At 65.4% G+C, this 23,225-nt stretch carries 24 protein-coding genes and 1 tRNA gene; 6 read left to right on the top strand and 19 right to left on the bottom strand.

Translation table 11 applies throughout. The features are described from left to right. Positions 1-16 precede the first annotated feature (16 nt). Positions 17-1,270: an ABC transporter substrate-binding protein gene (locus tag RSW2DRAFT_RS01615; protein WP_008027382.1), complete on the bottom strand. Its 1,254-nt coding sequence runs from the start codon at positions 1,268-1,270 to the stop codon at positions 17-19. A gap of 41 nt (positions 1,271-1,311) precedes the next feature. Next, entirely contained in the window at positions 1,312-2,205 is an 894-nt protein-coding gene (locus tag RSW2DRAFT_RS01610; RefSeq protein WP_008027380.1) for an N-acetylmuramic acid 6-phosphate etherase, read from the bottom strand. Between the two features lie 151 nt (positions 2,206-2,356). Here RSW2DRAFT_RS01610 and RSW2DRAFT_RS01605 point away from each other — a divergent pair, with 151 nt between their 5' ends. Genes RSW2DRAFT_RS01605 through RSW2DRAFT_RS01585 form a run of 5 tightly spaced genes read left to right on the top strand, consistent with a single transcriptional unit; the run spans position 2,357 to position 6,825 of the window. After that, entirely contained in the window at positions 2,357-3,205 is an 849-nt protein-coding gene (locus RSW2DRAFT_RS01605; protein WP_008027378.1) for a BadF/BadG/BcrA/BcrD ATPase family protein, read from the top strand. Further along, entirely contained in the window at positions 3,205-3,975 is a 771-nt protein-coding gene (locus RSW2DRAFT_RS01600) for a GntR family transcriptional regulator (protein WP_008027376.1), read from the top strand. Before RSW2DRAFT_RS01605 ends, RSW2DRAFT_RS01600 begins: the two co-directional genes overlap by 1 nt. Further along, positions 3,972-4,997, top strand: coding sequence for an SIS domain-containing protein (locus tag RSW2DRAFT_RS01595; protein WP_008027374.1), 1,026 nt, complete (start codon positions 3,972-3,974; stop codon positions 4,995-4,997). Before RSW2DRAFT_RS01600 ends, RSW2DRAFT_RS01595 begins: the two co-directional genes overlap by 4 nt. After that, on the top strand, positions 4,994-6,166 hold the full coding sequence (gene nagA / locus RSW2DRAFT_RS01590) for an N-acetylglucosamine-6-phosphate deacetylase (protein WP_008027373.1): 1,173 nt from the start codon (positions 4,994-4,996) through the stop codon (positions 6,164-6,166). Before RSW2DRAFT_RS01595 ends, nagA begins: the two co-directional genes overlap by 4 nt. Positions 6,167-6,174: 8 nt before the next feature. Beyond that, positions 6,175-6,825: a GntR family transcriptional regulator gene (locus RSW2DRAFT_RS01585; protein WP_008027371.1), complete on the top strand. Its 651-nt coding sequence runs from the start codon at positions 6,175-6,177 to the stop codon at positions 6,823-6,825. A gap of 221 nt (positions 6,826-7,046) precedes the next feature. Here RSW2DRAFT_RS01585 and RSW2DRAFT_RS01580 read toward each other — a convergent pair whose 3' ends face one another. From RSW2DRAFT_RS01580 to RSW2DRAFT_RS01545, 8 genes are all read right to left on the bottom strand, one after another. Then, positions 7,047-7,985 carry a cytochrome c1 gene (locus RSW2DRAFT_RS01580; protein WP_008027369.1) on the bottom strand — a complete coding sequence of 313 codons (939 nt, stop codon included), beginning with the start codon at positions 7,983-7,985 and terminating at the stop codon, positions 7,047-7,049. Positions 7,986-8,004: 19 nt separating this feature from the next. Further along, complete coding sequence (petB, locus tag RSW2DRAFT_RS01575) at positions 8,005-9,318, bottom strand: cytochrome b (protein WP_008027368.1); 1,314 nt, start codon at positions 9,316-9,318, stop codon at positions 8,005-8,007. An 11-nt stretch (positions 9,319-9,329) separates the two neighbouring features. Further along, complete coding sequence (petA, locus tag RSW2DRAFT_RS01570) at positions 9,330-9,890, bottom strand: ubiquinol-cytochrome c reductase iron-sulfur subunit (protein WP_040671438.1); 561 nt, start codon at positions 9,888-9,890, stop codon at positions 9,330-9,332. A gap of 231 nt (positions 9,891-10,121) precedes the next feature. After that, positions 10,122-10,733 (bottom strand): glutathione S-transferase, encoded by a 612-nt coding sequence (locus RSW2DRAFT_RS01565; protein ID WP_083800634.1) that lies wholly within the window; start codon positions 10,731-10,733, stop codon positions 10,122-10,124. Between the two features lie 26 nt (positions 10,734-10,759). Then, positions 10,760-11,065, bottom strand: coding sequence for a hypothetical protein (locus RSW2DRAFT_RS01560; protein WP_008027362.1), 306 nt, complete (start codon positions 11,063-11,065; stop codon positions 10,760-10,762). Positions 11,066-11,092: 27 nt separating this feature from the next. Continuing rightward, entirely contained in the window at positions 11,093-11,731 is a 639-nt protein-coding gene (locus RSW2DRAFT_RS01555; RefSeq protein ID WP_008027360.1) for an FMN-binding negative transcriptional regulator, read from the bottom strand. Between the two features lie 81 nt (positions 11,732-11,812). Then, positions 11,813-11,938 (bottom strand): type B 50S ribosomal protein L36, encoded by a 126-nt coding sequence (gene ykgO / locus RSW2DRAFT_RS01550; protein WP_008027359.1) that lies wholly within the window; start codon positions 11,936-11,938, stop codon positions 11,813-11,815. A 66-nt stretch (positions 11,939-12,004) separates the two neighbouring features. After that, positions 12,005-12,079 (bottom strand) — tRNA-Val (locus RSW2DRAFT_RS01545). Positions 12,080-12,228: 149 nt separating this feature from the next. Here RSW2DRAFT_RS01545 and RSW2DRAFT_RS01540 point away from each other — a divergent pair. Next, a complete protein-coding gene (locus RSW2DRAFT_RS01540; RefSeq protein WP_040671437.1) occupies positions 12,229-13,092 on the top strand; it encodes an N-formylglutamate amidohydrolase in 864 nt (287 codons plus the stop codon). A gap of 3 nt (positions 13,093-13,095) precedes the next feature. Here the strand turns inward: RSW2DRAFT_RS01540 and RSW2DRAFT_RS01535 are convergent, their stop codons facing one another. The 9 genes from RSW2DRAFT_RS01535 to RSW2DRAFT_RS01495 form a co-directional block, all read right to left on the bottom strand. Further along, positions 13,096-14,361, bottom strand: a complete 1,266-nt coding sequence (locus RSW2DRAFT_RS01535; protein WP_008027355.1) for a DNA polymerase IV — start codon at positions 14,359-14,361, stop codon at positions 13,096-13,098. A gap of 39 nt (positions 14,362-14,400) precedes the next feature. Continuing rightward, positions 14,401-15,804, bottom strand: a complete 1,404-nt coding sequence (locus RSW2DRAFT_RS01530; RefSeq protein WP_008027353.1) for a hypothetical protein — start codon at positions 15,802-15,804, stop codon at positions 14,401-14,403. A 1-nt stretch (position 15,805) separates the two neighbouring features. Then, positions 15,806-17,503: a DUF5927 domain-containing protein gene (locus RSW2DRAFT_RS01525; RefSeq protein ID WP_040671420.1), complete on the bottom strand. Its 1,698-nt coding sequence runs from the start codon at positions 17,501-17,503 to the stop codon at positions 15,806-15,808. Continuing rightward, on the bottom strand, positions 17,500-18,510 hold the full coding sequence (locus tag RSW2DRAFT_RS01520) for a glycosyltransferase family 2 protein (RefSeq protein WP_008027351.1): 1,011 nt from the start codon (positions 18,508-18,510) through the stop codon (positions 17,500-17,502). The genes RSW2DRAFT_RS01525 and RSW2DRAFT_RS01520 overlap by 4 nt, the downstream gene beginning before the upstream one ends. A 46-nt stretch (positions 18,511-18,556) precedes the next feature. Then, entirely contained in the window at positions 18,557-19,801 is a 1,245-nt protein-coding gene (locus RSW2DRAFT_RS01515) for a glycosyltransferase (protein ID WP_008027350.1), read from the bottom strand. Between the two features lie 3 nt (positions 19,802-19,804). Then, positions 19,805-20,701, bottom strand: a complete 897-nt coding sequence (gene galU / locus RSW2DRAFT_RS01510; protein WP_008027349.1) for a UTP--glucose-1-phosphate uridylyltransferase GalU — start codon at positions 20,699-20,701, stop codon at positions 19,805-19,807. A gap of 163 nt (positions 20,702-20,864) precedes the next feature. After that, positions 20,865-22,106, bottom strand: a complete 1,242-nt coding sequence (locus RSW2DRAFT_RS01505; protein ID WP_008027348.1) for a glycosyltransferase family 2 protein — start codon at positions 22,104-22,106, stop codon at positions 20,865-20,867. Between the two features lie 3 nt (positions 22,107-22,109). After that, the gene (locus tag RSW2DRAFT_RS01500; RefSeq protein WP_008027347.1) at positions 22,110-22,907 is read right to left on the bottom strand and encodes a 3-deoxy-manno-octulosonate cytidylyltransferase; all 798 of its coding nucleotides are present in this window, start codon (positions 22,905-22,907) and stop codon (positions 22,110-22,112) included. Continuing rightward, positions 22,904-23,225, bottom strand: a 322-nt coding sequence (locus RSW2DRAFT_RS01495) for a 3'(2'),5'-bisphosphate nucleotidase CysQ family protein (RefSeq protein WP_008027346.1), incomplete at its 5' end; no start/stop codon positions are given. The genes RSW2DRAFT_RS01495 and RSW2DRAFT_RS01500, both read right to left, overlap by 4 nt.

The raw sequence follows: 23,225 nt of genomic DNA, 5'->3' as shown, positions 1-23,225 counted from the left end.
TTCTTTTCAGCCAACCTTACTTCTGCGGCTCATACCAGGACGCCAACCCCTCTTGCAGCCGCGCCGCCGCCGCCTCGGGCGTCTCGGTGCCCTTGATCACGGCCGCCGAGGCGTTCCAGGTCTCGTTTTCCAGGTTCGGCGTGCCGCGCGACAGGATCTGGTAGGTCGAACGGATCGAGGATTGGCACTTGGTCCGCCAGGACATGAATTCCTGCGCCAGCGGGTCTTCAAGGGCCACCGGCTCGTTCGACAGCGGGAAAAAGCCGGGCAGCGCGTTGGCATAAAGCTTGGCAAACTCGGGGCTCGCCACCCAGTTCAGGAAGGTCTTGCCAGCTTCGGCATTGGCCGAAGCGGCGTTCAGCCCGATGCCGATATCGGTGTGATCCGAGATATAGCAGGTGTCGCCCGCAGCCGCGACCGGCGGCGGGAAGGCGCCCATCTCGAACCCTGCCTGAGTGCGGAAGCCCGAGATTTCCCACGACCCGGCCGGATAGATCGCAGCACGGCCCAGGGTGAACAGGTTCTGGCTGTCGGGATAGGTCTGCGCCTCAAAGCCGTCGCCCAGATAATCCTTCCACTTCGCCAGTTGCGCAAACGGCGCCACCCATTGCGGGTCGGTCAGCTTCTGCGTGCCGGCAATCAGCGCCAGACGCCCCTCTTCGCCCTTCCAGTAGTTCGGGCCGATATTGTTGTAGCCCATGGTCGCGGCTTCCCACTGGTCGTTGGTGCCCATCGCCATCGGGATATAGGTGCCGTCGGCCTTGATCTTGTCCAGCGCGGCAAAGAACTCGGCCTCGGTCGTCGGCACTTCGATGCCCAGCGCCTTGAACGCGTCCTTGTTGTAGATGAAGCCGTGGATCACCGATGCCATCGGCACGCAGAAGGTCTGCTTGCCATCATCCGTCGACCAGCCCGATTTCGCCACCGAGCTGAAGTTCGCCATGCCCGGCAGATCGGTCAGATCGGCCAGCTTGCCCTTGGTGAACAATTCCAGCGAGGCGTCGAACGGACGACAGGTGATCAGGTCGCCCGCCGACCCCGCATCGAGTTTCGAGTTCAGCACGGCGTTGTATTCGGCGGGGGCCGAGGGCGCGAACACCACCTTGATGCCGGGATTTGCGGCCTCGAACGCCGGGATGATCTTGTCCTGCCAGATCGTCAGGTCGTCGTTGCGCCAGCTTTCGATGGTCAGCGTCACGTCGGCAGCCTGCGCCGCACCTGCCAGCAGCGTGCTGGTCAGAAGGGCTACACGAAGGGTCTTCATGGTCATGGTCGTCTCCCTGGTTACGGGCTTTTGCCCGGTCTGGTTGGTCAGTTCGTCGTCGCGGCCAGCGCCGGGGCCAGATGGCCCCCGCTGGCATCAAGTGCCGCTCTTGCATGTTCTGGTGCGGTGCCGCGGGCGATCAGGATCGCGGGTTTCACCGCGCCCTCGGATTGTTCCAGCGCATCGCGCGCCACCGCGATATCCTGCCCGGAAATCGCCGCCACAATCCGCGCGGCCCGGTCGCGCAGCTTGGCATTGTCGGCCACCACATTCACCATGTAACCATCATGCACATGGCCCAGCCGGATGCCGACAAGCACCGACATCAGGTTCAGCGCCACCTTCTGCGCCGTCGCCGCCGCCATCCGGGTCGAGCCCGCCACCACCTCTGGCCCGGTGTCCAGCAACAGCGGAAAATCGGCCATATCCAGCAGCGCCGAGCCCGCCACATTGGCGATCCCGATCACCTGCGCGCCGCGCGCCTTCGCCCCACGCGCCACCGCCAGCGTGTAAGGCGTGCCGCCCGAGGCCGAAAGGCAGATCACCACATCGCCCGGCCCAAGGGCGGCCCTTGCCAGATCGGTTTCGGCCAGGGCCGGGTCGTCCTCGACAGCGCCCGTCATGTGCAGCAGGGCGCTGGCCCCCCCGGCAAACAGCATCGGCGTGCGGTCAGGGGGTATGCCAAACGTGCCCGCCAGCTCCAGACAATCGGCCAGCGCCATCAGGCCGGAACTTCCCGCCCCGGCATAGGCCATCCGCCCACCACCTGCCAAAGCGCGGGCGGCGGCCTCGGCGGCCTTTTCCAGCGCGGGCAATGCCGGGCGCAGCGCATCAACTGCATCAGCCTGCGCGTTCAGAAGGCGGGAAAAAACTTCCGCAGCAGGAACTGCATGTAGCCCCTCGGCGCTTGGATGGCGTGCCTCTGTCGGTCGCTCTGCCATCTGATTCCTCCCCCGCGTTTACAATGCCAAAATAATACCAATTGTAAAGCATCATGTTGTTGCAGCACCGTAGCGGGCAGAAAGACGGCTGCGGAAGATATCCCTTCCCATTTGGTATTGTTTTGGTATCTTGCGGAAAGGGAGAGTCGGCATGGCACTGTTTCTGGGCATCGACGGGGGCGGAACCAAGTGTCGGGCAGCCATTGCCGATGCGTCGGGCCGGATTCTGGGCCAGGCGCAGACCGGTTCGGCCAATATCGCATCGAACGCCGATGCTGCGCGCGACAATATCCTTGCCGCGACCACACAGGCGTTGACCGAGGCGATCGGGGCGCAGGGCGTCGCCGCCGAACTGCCGCGGCTGACTGCCGTTATGGGGCTGGCCGGGGCCAATATCCCGTCAAGTTCGGCGCGGTTGCAGGCCGCCCTGCCCTTCGCCGCCCGGATCATCAGCGATGCGGTGATCGCGGTGAAGGGGGCGTTGCTGGGCGGCGACGGCGTGGTGGCCTCGCTGGGCACCGGGTCGGTGTTTGCGGTGCAGCGGGCGGGAGTGGTGCGGCAGATCGGCGGCTGGGGTTTCATTCTGGGCGACGAAGGCAGCGGTGCCTGGCTGGGGCGGGCGCTGCTTTCGCGGGCCTTGCGGTCGGTTGATGGCCTCGTGCCGCAGACGCCGTTGCTTACGGCAGTGATTGCCGAGCTGGGCGGGCCGGACCGGGTGGTGACCTTTGCCCGCGACTCGCGCCCCGCCGATTTCGCCGGGTTCGCGCTGCGGATTGCCGCGTCGGATGACGTGGCGGCGCGGGAAATCATGACGCAGGCCGAGGCCGATGTTGGCGCCGCGATTGCGTTGTTGCAGGGCGACAGGCCGGTGCCGCTGGTGTTTCTGGGCGGGCTGGGGGCCAGCTATGCGCCGCGGTTTGCCGGGCGTTACCAGATTGCCGAACCGCTGGGCAGCGCACTTAATGGCGCACTGTGGCTGGCCCGGCAGGGGGGTGCCTGATGGAGGCGATCTTTTCCCCCGACGGGTTCGATGGCGCCGGGGCGGGGCCGCTGTATCTGCAACTGCACCGGCGGATTGCCGAGGCCATCGCCTCGAGCCGTCTTGCCCCCGGCGACAGCCTGCCGCCGGAACGCGACATGGCGCAGATGACCGGGCTGTCGCGGGTGACGGTTCGCAAGGCGGTGCAGGCGCTGGTGGCCAGCGGGCAGTTGGTGCAACGGCGCGGGTCGGGCACCTATGTCGCGCCCAAAGTAGAGCGGCTGGAGCAGGCGCTTTCGTTGCTGACATCCTTTACCGAAGACATGGCCCGGCGCGGCAAATCGGTGGAATCGGTGTGGATTGCCCGTGGCTTGCACGCCCCCGCCCCCGAGGAGGTGATGGCGCTGGGTCTTGGTGCGGGCGAACGGGTGGCGCGGCTGGAGCGGGTGCGCCGCAGCGATGGCGTGCCGCTGGCCATTGAGCGGGCGGCATTGTCGGGCACGGTGCTGCCGCATCCCGACCAGGTGGAAGGCTCGCTTTACAAGGTGCTGGAGGAAAAGGGCCTGCGTCCGGTGCGGGCGGTGCAGCGGATTTCGGCGGCCAATCTGGGGCCGCGCGATGCCGGATTGCTGGGCGTGGCGCCGGGGGTGGCGGGGCTGAAGATCGAGCGGGTTTCCTATCTGCCCTCGGGTCGGGTGATCGAGTTCACCCGGTCGCTCTATCGCGGCGATGCCTATGATTTTGCGGTGGAACTGACGCTGGCGCCGGAAGGCGAAAGGATCCTGCGATGACCCAAAGCTTCATGGCTGCCGAGGTGGCCGAGATTCCACAAGCGGCGGCGCGGTTTCTGGATCGCTCGGGCGCGGCGGTTCACGATGCCGCTGCCGCCCTGCGCGCGCTGGACCCCTGGCTGGCGGTGACGGTGGCGCGGGGGTCTTCCGACCATGCGGCGACCTATCTGAAATATGCCATCGAGCTGGCGGTGGGCATCCCGGTCGCCTCGGTCGGCCCCTCGATCGCCTCGATCTACGGGCGGCAATTGCGGCTTGGCCATGCGGCCTGTATCGGCATTTCGCAATCGGGCCAAAGCCCGGATATCGTCGAGATGATGCGGGCGGCGGGAACGGGTGGCGCGCTGACGGTGGCGATCACCAATGACGCCGCCTCGCCCATGGCCGAAGTATCGGCGCATTGCCTGGCCTTGCAGGCGGGGGCCGAGCGGTCGGTGGCGGCGACGAAGACCTTTGTGACCTCGGTGCTGGCGGGGCTGTCGCTGCTGGCGGAATGGCGGCAAGATGACGGCTTGCGTGCTGCGGTGGCCGATCTGCCGCGGGCGTTTGAATTGGCGCTGAAGCTTGATTGGGAGCCGCTTTCGGCGCGGCTGGCGCGGGCGCAACAGGCCTTCGTTCTGGGGCGCGGCCCGGCCTTTGCCATCGCCAACGAGGCGGCGCTGAAGTTCAAGGAGACCTGCGGGCTGCATGCCGAAGCCTATTCCGCCGCCGAGGTGCTGCATGGCCCCGCCGCCATCGTGCAGGCGCGGTTTCCGGTGCTGGCGCTGGGGGTCGCGGATGCCGCCTTGCCGCAACTGATTGCCACGGCTGAAAAACTGGCGGCACAGGGGGCCGATGTATTCCTGACTGGTGGGCAGGCGAAGGGGGCGACCACCCTGCACTCGGTCGCCGGTCTGCATCCGCTGGTGGCGCCGCTGGTGCTGGTTGTGGCGTTCTATGGCTTTGTCGAAAGCCTGGCGCGGCGGCGTGGGTTCGACCCCGACACCCCGCCGCATCTGCGCAAAGTGACGGAAACCACATGAGCACCCGCATCTTCCTTGGCGCCAGGGTATTCGACGGCACACGGCTGCAAGAGGGCAAGGCGGTGCTGCTTGATGGCGGGCTGATCGTCGGGATCGTTGATGCCGCAGCGCTGCCGCCGGGCGAGGTGGTTCAGCTTGCAGGCGGGATACTCGCGCCGGGTTTGCTTGATTTGCAGGTGAATGGCAGTGGCGGGGTGATGGTCAATGGCCACACCGATCTGGCGGCGCTGCAGGCGATTTGTGGTGCGCAAGCGTCGCTGGGCGCGCTTGGCGTGCTGCCGACGCTGATCACCGATACGCCACAGGCCACCGCTGCGGTGATTGCCGCAGGGATTGCTGCGGCCAGGGCAGAGGTTCCCGGGTTTCTGGGCTTGCATCTGGAGGGGCCGCATCTGGATCCCCGGCGCAAGGGTGCGCATGATCCGGCCCTGATCCGGCCCATGCAGGCAGAGGATCTGGCGCGGCTGTGCGATGCAGCCAAGGCGTTGCCGGCGCTGATGCTGACCGTGGCACCGGAATCGGTGACGCCAGAGCAGATTGCGGCATTGGCAGCGGCGGGGGCGGTGGTCAGCCTGGGCCACAGCGATTGCACTTCTGCGCAGGCGCAGGCGGCGATGGCGGCGGGGGCAACTTGCGTCACCCATCTGTTCAACGCGATGAGCCAGATGAGCAACCGCGCGCCGGGACTGGTGGGCGCGGCGCTCAGTGGGTCTTGCCATATTGGGTTGATTGCCGATGGCCTGCATGTCGATCCGGCAGTGATGCGGGTGGCGCTGGCGGCGCGGCCAACGGGGGTGTTTCTGGTATCGGATTGCATGGCCGTTGCGGCCACCGACCTGACGGAGATCACCCTCGGCGGCAGGCGCATCCTGCGGCGTGACCGGCGGCTGACGCTGGAGGACGGCACGCTGGCGGGGGCCGATCTGACGCTGCCGCAGGCGATGGCGGTGTTGGTGACCCGGGTCGGGATCGCCCCTGAACGGGCACTGGCCATGGCAACCTCGGAACCGGCGGCGGTGATCGGTGCGGCAGGCCGCCTTGGCCATCTGGCGCCTGGTCGCGCCGCCGACATGGTGCATCTGACCGACGACTGGCGGCTGGGCGGCATCTGGCGCGGGGGAAACTGCGTTGAAATTTCACGGTTTACACCGCCCGCTTTCCGCGCCTAGATCGCAACATGCTTAATCATCCCGACAGTTTGCTTCACACCATCCTGACCTGGATCGACCTTGGTCGGCTGAACCCCGGTGACGTGATCGAGGAACACAGCCTGGTCGAAGAATTCGGCATCTCGCGCACGCCGGTGCGTGAGGCGTTTCTGCAACTGGAGGCGATGGGGCTGATCAAGCGGCTGCCGCGCAAGGGCGCTGTGGTGTTCCGCCCGACCCTGCCCGAGTTTCTGGCGATTCTGGAAGTGCATTCCAAGCTTGAAGGACAGGCGGCCGGGCTGGCGGCGCGGCGGCTTTCTATCGCAGGCGCCGAGGCGCTGGAAGCGGCGGTGCGGGCATGCGAGGCGCATGTGGCCAGGCATGGCGACAGTGACCCCGATGCCTATTACCAGTTGAACCTGCAGTTCCACGAAAACGTGGCCATGGCCGCTGGAAACCCCTTCCTGACCGAGATGATCAAGACCAACGCCCGCAAGCTGCTGGCCTACTACCGGGCCCGCTATGCCTATGCCGGGGCGATTGCCACCTCGGCCCGCGAGCATCGGGCGATTGCCGAGTTGATCCTGTCGCGCGATTCGGCAGGTGCCGAGGCGATGATGCAGCGGCATGTGCAGTTCGATCAGGTGACGGCGATGGACCTGCTGGCCATGCTGGCCTGAGTTCGGTTGAACCCGCATGTTTTCGCCGGTGTCCCCGACCGGAACGGCCGGCCTTCGGCGGTTGCCGACAATTCGGGCCGACCTGGCGAACCGCCCGACGCTTCGGCTGGCAACGCGGTGGAAATCGGGTCGCGGCGGCGAATCTGCGACCTTTTTATTCATGCCATTAAAACGAAAGACCCCGCCCGAAGGCAGGGTCTTCAACGTGGCTCAAGCCCGGCTCAGGCGTGGGTTTTCTTGACCTTGACGCGCGACCACAGTTGCTTGTTGGTCAGATACAGCAGCACGCTGAGGATGGTCAGCATCAGCACGGCCACAAAGCCCATCTGCTTGCGCGCCATCAGCTTCGGCTCGGCGGCCCACATCAGGAAGGCGGCCGCATCATGCGACATCGCCTCGACGGTTGCGGGGCTGCCATCGGCAAAGGTCACCTGATCGTCCATCAGCGGCGGCGGCATCTGAATCCAGCTGCCGGGTGCCATGCGACCCACCTCGACCTTGTCGGTGCGGGTGGTCACGGTGCCGTCGGGGTTGGTGACTTCGGTCACCGTCTCTTCGAAAATCTTGCACTCGTCCGGATAGCCGCCCGGCGCAAATGCGCTGTTGTAGTAGTTCGGAAAGTCGGCCGGCGCACAAGCCGGGGTTTCCGTATAGCCGTTGAGGATGGCCGCGATGTATTCGGGCCCGCCCATGCCTTTGAACAACTGGTTGAGGCCAGAACCATAGGGACCATGGAACCCTGCCCGCGCCTTGGCCATCAGGCTGAGGTCCGGGGCCCCGATCGTGTTGTTGACCGGAAAGTTGTCCGAGGGCTTCAGCGGGCGATACTCGCCCTTGTCCTGATCGAACAGCTGGTGGTTTGAGGCCTCGTCCAACACCGTGAACGCCTCGGCGTAGTCGCGCACCTGCTGATCGGTCAGGCCGGGGCCACCGGCCTCGCTGAGCGACCGGATCGGCACATACTTCATGCCGTGGCAGGCCGAGCAGACCTCGGTATAGACCTGAAGCCCGCGTTGCAGCTGGTTCTGGTCGAACTTGCCGAACGGTCCTTCGAAGCCGAACGCCACATCATGAATGTGGATTTCTGCGGTTTCCGCCGTGGCAGCCCCCGCCGCAAGCGTCAGAGCAGAAACGGCGCTGATTGCGATTTTACGAAACATCTCAGTCAGTTCCTTTCTGTCACTCAGCCGGGGTGGCGTAGTGGGACTTGAAGTCTTCCTCGATCGTCGCCGGTTCCGGCAGCGGCTTTTCAATCAGCCCCAGCACCGGCAGAACAATCAGGAAGTAGCCGAACCAGTAGTAGGCCGCATAAAGCGAGATCGTCGGATAGATGCCCGTGGTCGGCATCGAGCCCACCCAGGTCAGCACCACGAAATCGACGCACAGCACCGCAAACCACCATTTGAACATCGGGCGATAGCGGCCCGAACGCACCCGCGAGGTATCCAGCCAGGGCGCCAGCGCCATCACCGCGATCGACCCGAACATCGCCAGCACGCCGAAGAACTTGGCGTCAACGATGCCGAAGGTCAGGAAGTCGGTGATCTGCACGATCAGCACGTCGGCGGTAAAGGCGCGCAGGATTGCGTAGAACGGCAGGAAATACCATTCCGGCACGATGTGCGACGGCGTCACCAACGGGTTGGCCGGGGTGTAGTTGTCCGGGTGGCCCAGGTAGTTCGGCATGAAGCCGACCACGGCGAAGAACACCACCAGGATCACGGCCAGCGCGAAGAAGTCCTTGATCACGAAGTAGGGCCAGAACGGCAGGGTGTCTTTCTCGGCGTCGGCCTTCGAGGTGCGCCGCACTTCGACGCCGGTCGGGTTGCCATTGCCGGTGGTGTGGAAAGCCCAGATGTGAGTGATAACCAGTGCCGCAATCACGAACGGCAGCAGATAGTGCAGGCTGAAGAAGCGGTTCAGCGTGGCGTTATCCACCGCCGGGCCGCCCAGCAGCCAGGTTTGCAGCGACTCGCCAATGCCCGGAATGGCGCCGAACAGGCCGGTGATCACCGTGGCCCCCCAGAACGACATCTGGCCCCAGGGCAACACATAGCCCATGAACGCCGTCGCCATCATGGCCAGGTAGATCAACATGCCGATGATCCAGGTCACTTCCCGCGGCGACTTGTAGCTGCCGTAGTAAAGCCCGCGGAAAATATGCAAGTAAACCGCCAGGAAGAACAGCGAGGCACCATTGGCGTGCAGATAGCGCATCGCCCAGCCGCCGTTCACATCGCGCATGATGTGTTCGACCGATTCGAAGGCCATCGCCACATGCGGCGTATAGTGCATCGCCAGGATGATGCCGGTCACGATCTGCAGCGCCAGCGTGAAGGCCAGGATGATGCCCCAGATCCACATCCAGTTCAGGTTCTTCGGCGTCGGGATCGTCATGGTGGCATGAGCCAGCCCGACGATGGGCAGACGATCGTCAAGCCACTGCTCGGCGCGCGTGCTGGGCTCGTAATGGTCGTGCGGAATTCCGGCCATGATGTCTTTCCTTAACCGAGCTTGATCGTGGTTTCGTCAAAGAACGCCGCAACCGGAATGTCCAGGTTGCGCGGCGCAGGGCCTTTGCGGATACGGCCGGCACTGTCGTAGTGCGAGCCGTGGCAGGGGCAGAACCAGCCGCCAAAGTCGCCCGAATCGCCCAGCGGCACACAGCCAAGGTGGGTGCAGACCCCCATCATCACCAGCCATTCGCCAGCTTCGTCCAACGTGCGGTTGGCATCCTCGGCGGTGGCGCCGGGATCAAGGTTGGCGTTTTCGGCATTGGTGTCGCGCAGGTCCGTCAGCGGGATGCTGCGGCCCAGATCAATGTCTTCCTGATTGCGGCGGCGGATGAACACCGGCTTGCCGCGCCATTTGACGGTCAGTTGCGTGCCAACCTCGACCGCGCTGACATCGACAAAGATCGACGACAGGGCGGTGACGTCCGCCGAGGGGTTCATCTGGTTGATCATCGGCCAGACCGCCGCACCCGTTACCACAACCCCGGCACCACCAGTGGCATAGTACAGGAAATCCCTGCGGCTACCGGCAAAATCATCTGCTTGGGACACGAACACTTCTCCCTATCCGAGGCCACGATGCGCGGCCAATGCCTGTCTTGGGCCACGGTTTCCCGTCGCCTTGTTGCCCGGCTTTTAGCCAACCGGAGCGCTGTCGTCCAGCGGTCATAGCCGCACAGGGGCGTCTGTTTTCCCCAATTTTTGTCATATACCATTTTTGGCACATATTGCGAAGATGCCAACTGCGACTCAATCGCACCGTGCAGAGCGGATCGACGCGTATCATGCGGCGGGCGGCTGCGTGGCCAACATCGACGCCCGGCCGGAAAAGCCCGCCTCCCAGGCGGCAAGGTCCGGTCGCCGCGCCCGCCAGTCACGGGCGGAATGGCGGAAATCCAGATAGCCCAGCGCGCAACCGATGGCGATCTGGCCGATGTCCAGCGCCCCGCCCAGATGGTCAATCCAGCGGCTTTCCAGCGCATCAAGCGCCCGGTCGATCTTGGCCCATTGGCCATCGACCCAGGGTGCGAACTGCTTGTCCTCGGGGCGCAATCTGGTCTCATAGACCATCAGCACCGCCGCCTCCAGCATGCCATCCGCCGTCGCCTCCAGCGTCAGGCTGTCCCACAACCGCGGCGCTTCGGGGTAAAGACCGGCCCCGGCAAGGCCGTCCAGATAGCGGCAGATCACCCGGCTGTCATACAGCGCCGGACCATCGTCACGCTCCAGCGCCGGTATCTTGCCCAACGGGTTCTGCGCCAGCGGCATGGAACCGGCATCGACCGGCGTGCCGACGGCCGCAATCAGCGACACCTGCGAAAGCTGCCCGGTTTCGTGCAGCAGCACCATGACCTTGCGCACAAAGGGCGAGGTGGGCGAATGATAGAGCCGCAATCCCATGAAATTCGAACCCATTCCAATCACAGCTTTTTGATGCGCAGGCGCGCCAGTACCCCGGCGTCGATCTCGACCCCGCGTTTGCCCCAGCGAATCGTGCGACGCAGGCGGACTCCGGCGTTGGTCTGGCTGTCGCCCTCGTCGCCGCGATCAGCCGGGCGGTGCAACGCCAGCCCCTCGCCCAGATCGTCCAGCGCATCCTCGGCCCGCTGATCGGTGCGGCCGGAAAACCGCGTGGCCTTCACCGCCCGGCGCAACGCCCAACCGGCGGTGGCCACCGCGCCAAGGCGCAAGGCAAGCGGAACGAGCGGGGCAAGTGGCAACGGCATGGCAACCTCCGGTCTGGAACTGCGACATTAGGGCTGGGACGGCAAACTGTAAACGTCAACGCCGCACATCATTTCGGCCAACCTTGCGGCCTCGATGCCAACCGGGCAACCGATGATCCCCGCCGCCGCCCCGGCCCGCTGCCCGGCGGTCTTGTTCTGGTTCAGCTTCACCGTGCTGTCGATCCGGCTGATCTGCAACCGGAACGGCAGAATCATCCGCATCATCCGCTCCATCACCCCGGGGGTCATCTTGGCGCCGGTCCAGGGCTGTTTCGGCGCCAACCGCGCCTCGAACAGCGCCGAAAGCCGGTCCAGCATTGGCGCCAGATCAGCCTCGGGCATCGGTTGCAACACGCCGCGCAGATGCACCGCGACATAGTTCAGCGTCGGCACCTGATCGGTCGCGCCATACCAGTCGGGCGAGACATAGGCATCCGGGCCGCTGACCGCCAGGACGGCCGCCATCGGCAAGGCCGCCCGGGCGATTGGATTGCCGCGTGCCAGATGCAGCAGGGCGTGACTGCCATCGGCTGCCAACTCGAACGGGACATGCGACAGCAGCGGCCCCTCGGCGCCGTTCAGACACAACGTGCCGAAACTGCGGCTGCGGACAATGGCAATCGCTTCGGCCGCAGGGGTCTGGCGGAATGCGGGATTGCTGTGCATGGGCGTCGCCTATGGATGGAAAAAGAAAAAGGCCGCCAGTGGTTTCCCGCGGCGGCCCCGATCCCGAATGTCTGAAGCGGCTCAGCCCTGACGGGCCTTGAAGCGCTTTTGCGTCTTGTTGATCACATAGACGCGACCCTTGCGGCGCACGACCTGGCAGTCGCGGTGACGCAACTTCAGCGAGCGGAGCGAGTTCTTGACCTTCATCGGTCGTCTCCTTCTTCGCGGCGCGCGTGCGCCTTGAAACCAAAATGCCCCCGGAAGGGCGGTGAATGGTGGGCGGTACTGGGATCGAACCAGTGGCCACTACGATGTCAACGTAGTGCTCTACCGCTGAGCTAACCGCCCACTTGGAAAAACGCCCCCCGCCCTGCCCAAAAAAATAGGACGCGGGCGGAACCGCGTCGATGGCTGGGTCTATAATTAGAGTCGCGCCGGTGTTCAAGGGCTTTCAGCACGTCAAAAAATACCGCACAGTCAGCGGGAAAGGCGAGTCCATGTCGGCTGACAGTTATACCCTGATTTCCCCGTTGCGGTGCGATACCGCCGTGATCTTCTCGTCGCCGCACAGCGGGCGAGACTACGGGGCGGCGTTTCTGGCGCAAAGCCCGCTGGATGCGATGGCGATCCGGTCCTCGGAAGATGCCTTTGTCGATCAGATCTTTGCCGCAGCCCCGCTGCATGGCGCGCCACTGCTGGCCGCCTGCGCGCCGCGCGCCTTCATCGACCTGAACCGCGCCTGCGACGAGCTTGACCCGGCGGTGATCGACGGCGTTGCCCGCACCAGTCACAACCCGCGTGTCAGTTCCGGCCTTGGGGTGATTCCGCGCGTGGTGGCCAACGGGCGACAGATTTACCGCCAAAGGCTGGCACTGGCCGAGGCGCAGGCCCGCATCGCCCGCTACTGGCACCCCTATCACACCGCGCTGCACGGGCTGATCGAGGCCGCCCATGCCGCGCATGGTCAGGCGGTGCTGATCGACTGCCATTCGATGCCGCACGAGGCGATTGAAAGCCACATCCGCCCCGGCAATCCGCGCCCCGACGTGGTGCTGGGCGACCGCTTTGGTGCCGCCGCCGACCGCGAGGTGATGGACCGGGTGGAAGCCGCCTTTGCCGGCACCGGCCTGACCGTCGCCCGCAATGCCCCCTTTGCCGGGGCCTATATCGCCCAGCACTATGGCCGCCCCTCGCGCCGCCAGCATGTGGTGCAGATCGAGATCGACCGCGCGCTCTATATGGACGAAGCCAGAATCACCCCTCGCGCCGATTTTGCCGCGTTCTGCGCCCTGATGGCCGGGGTGGTGGCCGAAATCGCCTGCATCGGCCGCCCCGAGGCGATGCCGCTGGTGGCCGAATAGCCCTTACCGCAGGCTGCGCCCCTTGATGATCGCATCGCGGCCAAACCGCGCGCGAATCGCATCGGTCGCCCGTTCCGCCGCCTGCCGCTTGCCGGCATCCGGGTCCAGCAGATCGCCGGTGCTGTCCGCCGCCGACCCCGGCCCCAGATCGGAAATGCCGACGCCGATCAGCCGGAATGGCCCCGGCTCGCGGCAGGCATCCAGCAGGGCGCGGGCCTCGCGATAGATGCGGTCGGCGGTCTGGGTCGGGCTGTCCAGCGCGTGCCGCCGGGTCAACCCGCTGAAATCGCCGCGTTTCAGCTTCAGCGTCACGGTGCGGCCCGCCATGTCCTTGGCCTTGGCGCGGTCAGCCACCTGTTCGGCCAGCCGCCACAGATGGCCGTCCAGCAGGTCGCGGTCGGTGGTGTCGGTGTCAAAGGTGGTCTCTTTCGAGATCGACTTCACCGCTTCGTCGCGTTGCACCCGGCGATTGTCCTGCCCGCGCGCCAGATGCCACAGCCGGTCGCCCATCTGGCCGAATCGGGCCGAAAGATCGCGGCGGTCCCAGCGCAAAAGGTCGCTGATGCCGCGAATCCCCGCCTGCTCCAGCGCGGTTTGCGTGGCGGTGCCAACGCCCCAGATGATCCGCACCGGCTGCCGCGCCAGAAACGCCTCGGTCTCGGCCCGCCCGATCACTGAAAACCCGCGCGGCTTGTCCAGGTCCGAGGCAATCTTGGCCAGGAACTTGTTGTGGCTAAGGCCGACCGAGCCGGTGATGCCCAACTCGGCCTCCATCCGCGCCACCAATCCGGCCAGCATCGCCGCCGGTGGCGCGCCGTGCAGCCTTGCGGTGCCGGTCAGGTCCAGAAACGCCTCGTCAAGGCTGAGGGGTTCGATGGCGGGGGTCAGGTCTTCCATCATCGCCCGGATGGCGCGCGACACCTCGGCATAGACCGCCATCCGCGGCTTCACCACCACCGCCTTGGGGCACAGCTTCAGCGCCTGGAACATCGGCATGGCGGAGCGCACGCCGCTGATCCGGGCGATGTAGCAGCAGGTCGAAACCACCCCGCGGGTGCCGCCCCCCACGATCACCGGCTGATCGCGCAGGGCCGGATTGTCGCGCTTTTCGACCGAGGCGTAGAAGGCGTCGCAATCCATATGGGCGATCGACAGGCCTTCCAGTTCGGGGTGCGAAAGGATGCGCGGCGAATGGCAGGCGGGGCAGCGACCGCCCTTTGGGGTGGCGCTGTCGAACCGGGTCAGGCAATCGCGGCACAGGGCTTGCATGGCGGCAGTATAGGACGGGCGCCGATATGCGGCCAGCCGTCACCGCCGCCAGGGGCCGAAACCGTAGCCCATGTAATCGCGCTGATAGGCGTCATGCGCCGCCGCCTCGATCTCGGCATCATAGACCGATGCCAGCGGGTGCGGCGCATCCTCGGGCATCGCGGCCAGCGGGGGGGCCACAATCCCCACTTCGCTGGCCAGAACCGCCAGCCCCTCGGCCAGCCGATCCTCGCGCAGCACCATGTCGGGGCCCTGGAACTGCGCGAAGCCTTGCAGCACCGCGGTTTGCGTCGCCCAATGCGCATCGACCCGCAACCCGGTCTGACCGGAAAGGTTCAGCTTCAGGAACCGCAGAAACCCCAGAAACGCCGCGCGATGTGTCGCAAGGTCATGCGCTTGCCCCGGTTCGGGCAGTGCAAGCTTGTAGGTCTTCACCAGACCCATGCGCAACTCCGGCAAGGCGTTGCTGAGAATCTGGCCGCAGAACGCCGCATGGGCCCGCGCCACCGGATGCCGCAACACGGTAAAGCTGCGATGCGGCACATGGGCGCGTTTCCACTGGCGCAGCGATTTCTGCGCAAAATCGCGGATCACCCCGCCCGTGCCACAACGCGACAACCAGTCGGCCACCTGCGCCTCTGGCCCGCCGCGCACCGGCATATACAGCAGCCCGGCATCAGCGGCAGTCACGAAACTCGGCACCGCCGCCGCGCGCCTTGGCTCGAAATTCGGGGTGCGGGCCAGGTTGAAACGATCCAGCCGGGCCAGTGCCGCCTCCATCGCCGCAAGGTTCAGCACCTTGGCGCCAATCTCCTCGGGGTTCTGCTTTTTCAGCGTCGAATCCGGGGCCTCCAGCCGCGTTGAGACTCCCAGAAACGCCGCCAGACCGTTCAGCACGGCGACATCCTGAATATCCTCGTAGTCGATGTAGAACGCGGTCTGGCCGGTGGTCTGCAAGCCATGCATCAGCCGGATCTGAAATTCCTGCATCGCCGCCAGATGCGCCTCGAACTCGGCTGCATCGAACGGCACCTTGCTGGATTTCAGCTTGCTGGCGTTGGTCAGCTTCCACTGGCCGGTGGCCTGCGCGATCTTCCACGACACATAGCTTTCCACCGGATTGCGGGTCAGGATGATCTTGGCACAGGCCGGATCGGGCAGAACCGCGTCCAGCACCCGCGGATCGTGGTCGTGAAAGAACCGGAAACCGCCCAGGCCTTCGGTCTGCGCCCGCAACGCCCCAAGCAGCGCCAGCGGGTCGGCGGCACGGGCGGCAAGGTCGATGCCGAACATCTCGGTATGATCCTTGATGCCGATGAAATACGGGTTGAACACCTCGCCGTGGCATTTCACGCCGGGAAGCGCGTTCAGATTGGCCTCGAGGAAATTCGAGCCGGTGCGCATTTCTGCGAACATCACGAAACTGGTGAACCGCCCGGCCATGTCACTTCACCAGATAGGGGCGGCCGCGGCGGATGGCAGAGGGCATCTGGTCGTTCCCTGCCGGAAAATCGCCCATCAACACCGGCTGCATGCCCTGATTGCGCAGGTTCTGCAAGAACTGGCCAAAGCCGGTCAGATCAATCATCAGCGGCGCCTCGGTCAGCCGCCGCAGCGCCCGCGGGCTGATTTCATCGACGATGGTCTGCAACGGTTCCATCGGGTTCTGCACGAAATCGGCCAGCGTCCAGATCCGCACCCGCGCCTTGGTCCAGGGGGAACGCAACACCTCCAGATGCTCGGATTCGATCTTTTGCAGCCGCGCCGCCTCGCGCCGGATATCGGAAAAATTGCGGTTGGAATGGAACAGGGGCACCGCCCAGGCCCCCGAAACCACCGAAACCTGCGCATTGGCATCGCGGGCGATCAGCCAGCTTGGCGCCTGACTGTCGCCGGGGCCGAACTGGAAGCATTGCCGCTCGCCCCGGGTGTTCCAGATCAGATTGCTGAGGAAGGACCGCGGATTGTAGTCGCGCTGCGCCGCACCGGCAGGCAAGGCACCGTTATAGACAGCCTCGCCACCGGCAAATTCCACCCGGTCTTCGGCGAACAGGTGGCCATGCACCCGGGTGCCCGCCACCTTGGCCAGCCAACTGTCGAAATTCTCGAACAGCTCGGAAAAGCCTTCGAACACCGAATAGGGCGCGGCGGTCACGCCATTTTCCCAATCCTGGTTGGGAAAGCGGCTTTGCATGTAAAGCCCGGCCCGGCCCTTGGTGCGCCGTTCCACCGCCTTGGAAAACAGCCGGTCGATCTTGCCGGGGTTCGGTTCGGCTGGCACCTGACTGCCCGCTTCGGGCGACAGGAAGGTGCGGTAAAGCTTGCCCGCCTGCGGCCAGATCTTGCGGGCAACAAAGCAATCCGACCGGCGCAGCAGTTGCAGGTGGTCATCATAGAAGATGTGCGGCTTGCCCTGGAAATCGAACTTTGACAGCGTCAGCGACCGGCTTTCGACATGCTGCGAATACTGCCGCACCAGCGTCTGGAAATAGGATTCGTCGGGAATCCAAACCCGCTTGAAATAGCGGTCGTAAGCCTCGCGTTCCGGGTCTTCCAGAATGGCACTCAGGGTCTGGCGGGTCAGGCACCACCACTGGCTGCCCAGATGCGGCACCAAGGCGGCGGGTATCTTGCGGCGGAAATGAAAGCGGCGTTGCAGCCGCACATAGCCGTCGAACAGCCGCCGCTGCTTGCGCCAGGAAAACGGGAACCGCAGGGTGAAACGCTCGATGTTCAGCCCGCCGATGGTCCAGCCGACATCCTCGGTGGTCACCGATTCGATGAAATCGGTGCGCGGGCGTTCGTCCAGATAGGCCACCAGTTCCTTGACCGGGCGCAGCGGCAGGCAGGACCCCGAGGCCAGATAGACATGCCGCACATTGGGGAAATCGCTTAGCAGCACCGTTGCCGCCCCTTGCGTCGCCGCCACCAGCCCCCAGGTGCCCCATTCGCAATCGAAGCGTTCGGAAAACCGGATGTCAGGCACATCCGCCAGATCGCGTTGCAGCCGCACGAAGGCCTTGCGCGTCACCTTGCGGTCAAGATGTATCACCACCGGGCAGCCATTGGTCGCCCAATGCCGCGCCACCTGGGCCGCGCGGTCCAGCGCCGTATGGCACAGCATGATGAATCCGACGCTCACGCCCAGTTGCCCTTCGACATCAGCCCCAGAATCTCAAGTTGCCGCCAATTGATGTATTTCTCACTCCACTTGCACCACATGTCGGGCTGATCGTCCAACGCTTCCTTGTAGGCGCGGTATTCGTGGCTGTTGGCATAGTGCTGCTGGCGGGCCATTTCCTCGTTGGCCTTGACAGCAAAGGTATCCAGAAACTTGGCATGCAGCAGGCAGCCACTGGCCTTTTCGCCACCCCATTCGTCATAAACCAGGTTCAGACCGCGCGGCAGCAGCATGTGGGTCGAACTGGCATAGGCATAATCGCGGTGCCATTTCACCAGCGGGATCTTGTTCAGCGCCGGCGCCCGTTCCGGCACGTCGGAAAAGAACAGCCGCGCCCGCGGGCCGCCCTGAATCCACAGATTGCCGTAATGGCCATTGCGCGAGATGGTGTAGTTGCCGCTGTCGAACCAGTTGGCAATCTCGAACGGGTCTTGCCCCTCGTGATAGGGCTGCGCCCCGATCGGCCCTTTCGGATACATGTCCAGCAGCATCGCCGAAAACGACTTGATCGAGGAGGCGTCCAGCCAGTCGGTCAGCGCCCGCAACGGCCGGGTGTCGCAGAATGGATAGACGAAGAATTCATCCGGATCGACCACCAGTGTCCAATGCCCATGCGCATGGCGCATCTGCAACCAGTTCAGCCAGTCCACCCCGAAACGCGACCGTTTATAGCTGTGATCGGTGGTCCAAAGCGACACATCCTCCTGCGCCTCCAGATACTCGCGCGAGCCGTCGTCCGAGCCATTGTCCACAATCAGGAAATGGTTGACGCCCAGATCGCGGTAATACTTCAGGAAAAACGGCAGCCGCACCTTCTCGTTGCGCAGGGTGGAAAACAGCAGGATGTCGTCGGGCCGGATGGCGGCAACCCGGCTGGCCACCGGCCGCAGCTCGCGCCGCTTGCGGATGGCCCTGATCCGCCAGCGTTTCCGTGCCAGACGCAGCCGATATCTGGAGAAGATGCTCACGCGCTTTCCGTTCCCCGGGGCCGAGTGCCCCCTTGTCGCCGCAATATCAGACGATGGTTAACACGGCCTTGAAATGCGTGGGCCAATCCGGCCCGGCGCATCGCGCGTTTTCCTGATTTTTCAGGGTGTCGTCCCGCCCGCCTGCCGTCACATTCTTCTCGATTGTTTCCATCCAAGAATAACTGTCTCTGGCACTCAGGTAAACCGGGTAATCGCCCATGGTCTCTTGGAAAACCGCCAAAGGCGGGCAAATCACCTGCACGCCCAGCGCCATAGCCTCCAAAGGCGGCAGGCCATAGCCCTCGGCCAGACTGGGAAACAGCAGCGCCTGCGCCCCCGCCAGCAACGCTGCCACTGCGCCGTCGGGCAATCCGGGCAGTTCGGTGATCGCCTGACCCGCGGCAACGGCGGCATCCAGCCGGGCGAACACCGCGTCGTTGGCCCAACCGCGACTGCCCAGAATGAACAAATGCGGCACCTCTGCGGCTGGCAACCGCTGGTGCAACATCTCCCAGACATCCAGCAGCAAGGCATGGTTCTTGCGCGGCTCGATGGTGCCAATGGTCACGAAATACGGCCGCGCAAGGTTCAGCCCATGCGGCAGCAAGCTGGCATCCGGCTGCGGGGTCGGCACCCCCAGCGGCGCCAACACGCCCGGCGGCACCCGGCCAAAGGCAGCCAGATGCGCCTCGGTCTTGCGGCGGGCATCTTTGGTGGAATGAATAACCAGATCGGCATGACCCGCCACCACCGCCAGCTTGCGCGCAAAGACCGGCGGAATGTCCGGGCGAGAAAACTCTGGGTGATCCAGCGGAATGGTGTCGTGGACCAGCACCGCCGCCCGCGCGCCGGCCACTGCATGAATTGCCCGCATCACCCGCGGCGTCAGATTGGCGTGGCCCACGTTCAGATAGCTGAAACCGGCAGGCAAGTGCCGCCGCAACATCCGCGCCAGTGTCAGTCGCCCACACCGCGCCAGCGCCAGCCGCCGCAGATCGGCCTCGGCCCGCGCCCGCAGCGGTTCGCGCCGCCAGGTCAACCGCCCCAGCAGATCGACAGGACCCAGAGGCACCTCGCCGCGCGCCCGCAGACAGACCGCCCGCGCCCCGCCCGCGTCCAGCAGCACAAACCCCAGCGCCGTGCGCACCAGCGCAAACAGCGGCACCGGCCCAGCCAGCAGCGTTTGCAGATAGGCCAGTTCCACCCGGTCCACCCCGGTCAGCGCCCCCCGCCCCAGCCGCGAGACCAGCCGGGTCAGATCAAGCAGACGCGCCGCGGGTGGCAGCAGCACGGCCTATTGCGCCGCCTTCTGCTGCGCCATCATGTCGTGCAGATAGCTGCCGAATTCGTCGCGCAGATCGGGGCGGGCCAGCCCGAAGGCCACCGTGGCCTGCAGGAACCCGGCCTTGGAGCCGCAGTCATAGCGCTGGCCGCGGAAGCGGAAGCCATAAACCTTGTCCGGCCCGTCCACCTCGGCGGCAATGGCGTCGGTCAACTGGATCTCGCCGCCGACGCCCTGCTTGGCGCGGTTCAGGTTGTCCAGCACCTTTGGCGTCAGGATATAGCGCCCGATCACCGCCAGGTTCGATGGCGCAGTGCCGGCTTTCGGCTTTTCCACCATGCCCTTGGCGCGCACCATGGTCCCCATGTCCTCGGCCACGTCCAGCACGCCGTAGGACGAGGTCCGCTCGGGGGCCACTTCCATCGCGGCGACCATGTTGCCGCCGGTTTCGGCATAAGCCTCGACCATCTGTTGCAGACAGGGCTTTTCGGCGGCAATCACGTCATCGGGCAGCAGCACGGCGAAAGGCTCGTTGCCGATCAGCCGCCGCGCGCACCAGACCGCATGGCCAAGCCCCATCGGCCGGTTCTGCCGCACATAAGCGATGGCACCGGAATCCATGTTGGTGGCTTTCAGGATCTCCAGCAACTCGTCCTTGCCGGCGCGTTTCAGCGTGGCTTCCAGTTCGGGCGAATGGTCGAAATAATCCTCCAGCGCCGATTTCCCGCGCGAGGTGACAAAGATGAATTCCTTGATCCCGGCGGCGCGGGCCTCGTCGATGGCGTATTGGATCAGCGGGCGATCGACCAGGGTCATGATCTCTTTCGGGATCGCCTTGGTGGCCGGAAGGAACCGGGTGCCTTGCCCTGCGACCGGGAATACCGCTTTCGTAACCTTCTTGACTCGCATCTGTCTTCTCTTCTGCCTGCTTCGCTGAACGCGATTGTGGGAAAGCCATATCCTGAAAGCACATTCCGCGCCAGTATTTGCCCTCAAATTGGCGGCGATGGGTCGAGCGGGTCGCAGTATCCTTCCCGCGCAGCACAAAATCCGCGCAACGAGGCCGGATTTTCTACCCTTGGTTGTGCGCGGGAATTGGCCGAACCCGCGCCAGATGCCGGGCTTCCTGTGCCACCCGATCCGGAAATCGCCATAGCCGGACCAGTGGTTGCTGCCGGTCAGACCGCCCGAACAACCCGCCTGTCTGCCGCCAGATGCCATCGGCATCGAACCGCAGGCTATGGAAAAGCGCGGTCGGGCTGAGGCGGATCAGCGTCACCACCGCGCCCCGGTCAGCGGCGGCGCGGGCTTCGGCCTCCAGCCGACCGCGTTGCCAGCTTCGCCCTGTGATCACCCGGCCCGGGCGCGGGCCGGTGCCGGGTAGCGGCAGCAGCCCCGAGTCGCTGGTCTTTAGCGGCAGTTGCGCGCCCAGCGGCCGGGTCTCGCCCGCCGCCAGCCCGGCCTGCAAGCTGTGCATAAGCCGCCCCACATCGCCCGGTGCAATTCGCCCCGCCACCATCGCCCGCAACGCCCTTGCCCGCTGATCGGCCCACAGCCGCGCCAAGGCCGGCGCATGGTCGGCCAGCGGCGCATGGCGGCGCAAGAACAGCATGGAGGAAGCGCCGATCTCGAACAGCGACAGCGGCACCCGGTCGGTACGGCGGCGGGCACTGGCAGCAAAGCCGTGGTGCACCTCGGCCAGCGGCACCACCGCGGTCAGCCCGCCCAACGCCGCAAGCCGCAGGTTCACATCGGCCTCGTCCAGATAGAACCTGAACGCCGGATCAAAGCCGCCAATCGCCCGCAACGCAGCCGCCCGAAAGGCGCAGTTGGTGCCGCAGGTCTTGACCGCCCGGCTTGGTGCGCCGTGATGCAGGCTGACCGCCACCGGATCAACCGACAGCGGATGATCCTGACCGCAGGCATCGACCTCCATCGCCCGCCATTGGAACGATAAGCCATTGCGCCCGCGCACGAATCCGGTAGCCGCGACAACGCGATCATCGGCAAACGGCGCTACCAGACGCGACAGCCAAGTGGGTTCCGGCACCGCATCGTCATCGAGATACGCCACCACTTCGCCCGCCGCCTGCGCCAGCCCAATGTTCCGCGCCGCCGAGATATTGGCCTCGTCGAACGCCACCACCTTGGCCACCACCCCCGCCGCCTGCACCTGCGTGCAAGCTTCCGGATCAGCCACCACGATCAGCTCGAACCGCGGATGATCCATCTGCCGCACCCCGGCAATGGCGCGCAGCAGCGCTTGCGGGCGGTGGCGGCTGACGATGATCAGGCTGACCTCGGGCAGCGCCATCGGCTAGCCGCCCGCGGCCATTTCGGCCATCATCGCCTCGATCCGCGGCACGTCTTCAGGGTTGTTCAACTCCCAGAACTGCCGCCCGCGGGCCTGCACCGTCACGCAAAGCACCGGGCGGCCGTTTTCCAGAAACCGCAACTGCTCCAGCCCCTCCAGCGTCTCCAGCGGCCCGGTGGCCCAAGCCGGATAGGCCGCCAGTGCCGCCGGACGATAGGCATAGACGCCGACATGGTGAAACACCGGCGTCGGGTCGGCATCGGCATAGGTCTTGCCGGTATAGGGGATAACTTCCTTGGAGAAATAGAGCGCCCGCCCGCCCGCACCGAACACCGCCGTGGTGCCGCCGACCCTGCCAGCCCGCCTGTCGGCCAGAAACCCGTTCAGCGCCCGCCCGTCGCAGCGCAACACCGGCGTCGCCACTTCCGCCCCCGGATCGGCGCGCAAGCCCGCGATCAGGTCTTCGACGAACCACGCAGGGGTCAGCGGCGCGTCGCCTTGCAGGTTCACCACGATGTCATGCCCCGGCAGCAGCGCCGCCACCTCGGCACAGCGTTCGGTGCCGTTCTGGCAGGCAGCGGAGGTCATCACCACCTCGGCACCAAAGCCTTCGGCGGCAGTGCGGATGCGGTCGTCATCGGTGGCCACCACCACCCGCGCCACCCCGCGCACCGCCATCGCCGCCTCCCAACTGCGCTGGATCAGGGTCTTGGCGCCATCGGGGCCTTTGAGCGAAACCAAAGGCTTGCCGGGATAGCGGGTGCTGGCATAGCGGGCGGGAATGGCGATCAGCACGCTCATGCCTGCAACTCCACCCCCGGTGCATAGGCGATGAAGAACGGATTGTCCCAGCCGGGTTTGCCGTAGGCCAGAGTGGTATGGTCGTCAAACCGCACCACATGGCCACCGGCACCGCGCAGCACGGCGTCACCTGCGGCGGTATCCCATTCCATCGTGCGCCCCAGCCGCGGGTAAAGATCGGCCTCGCCAGTGGCCACAAGACAGAATTTCAGGCTGGACCCGGCGCTGCGCATGTCCTTGACCGCGTATTTGCCGATGTAGGCGTCGGTCGCGGCATCGCGGTGCGATTTCGACGCCACCACCATCAGGCTGGCATTG

It is taken from the genome of Rhodobacter ferrooxidans, assembly GCF_000176015.1.
Lineage (GTDB): Bacteria > Pseudomonadota > Alphaproteobacteria > Rhodobacterales > Rhodobacteraceae > Pseudorhodobacter_B > Pseudorhodobacter_B ferrooxidans.
This window is presented reverse-complemented; position numbering and strand designations above follow the sequence as displayed.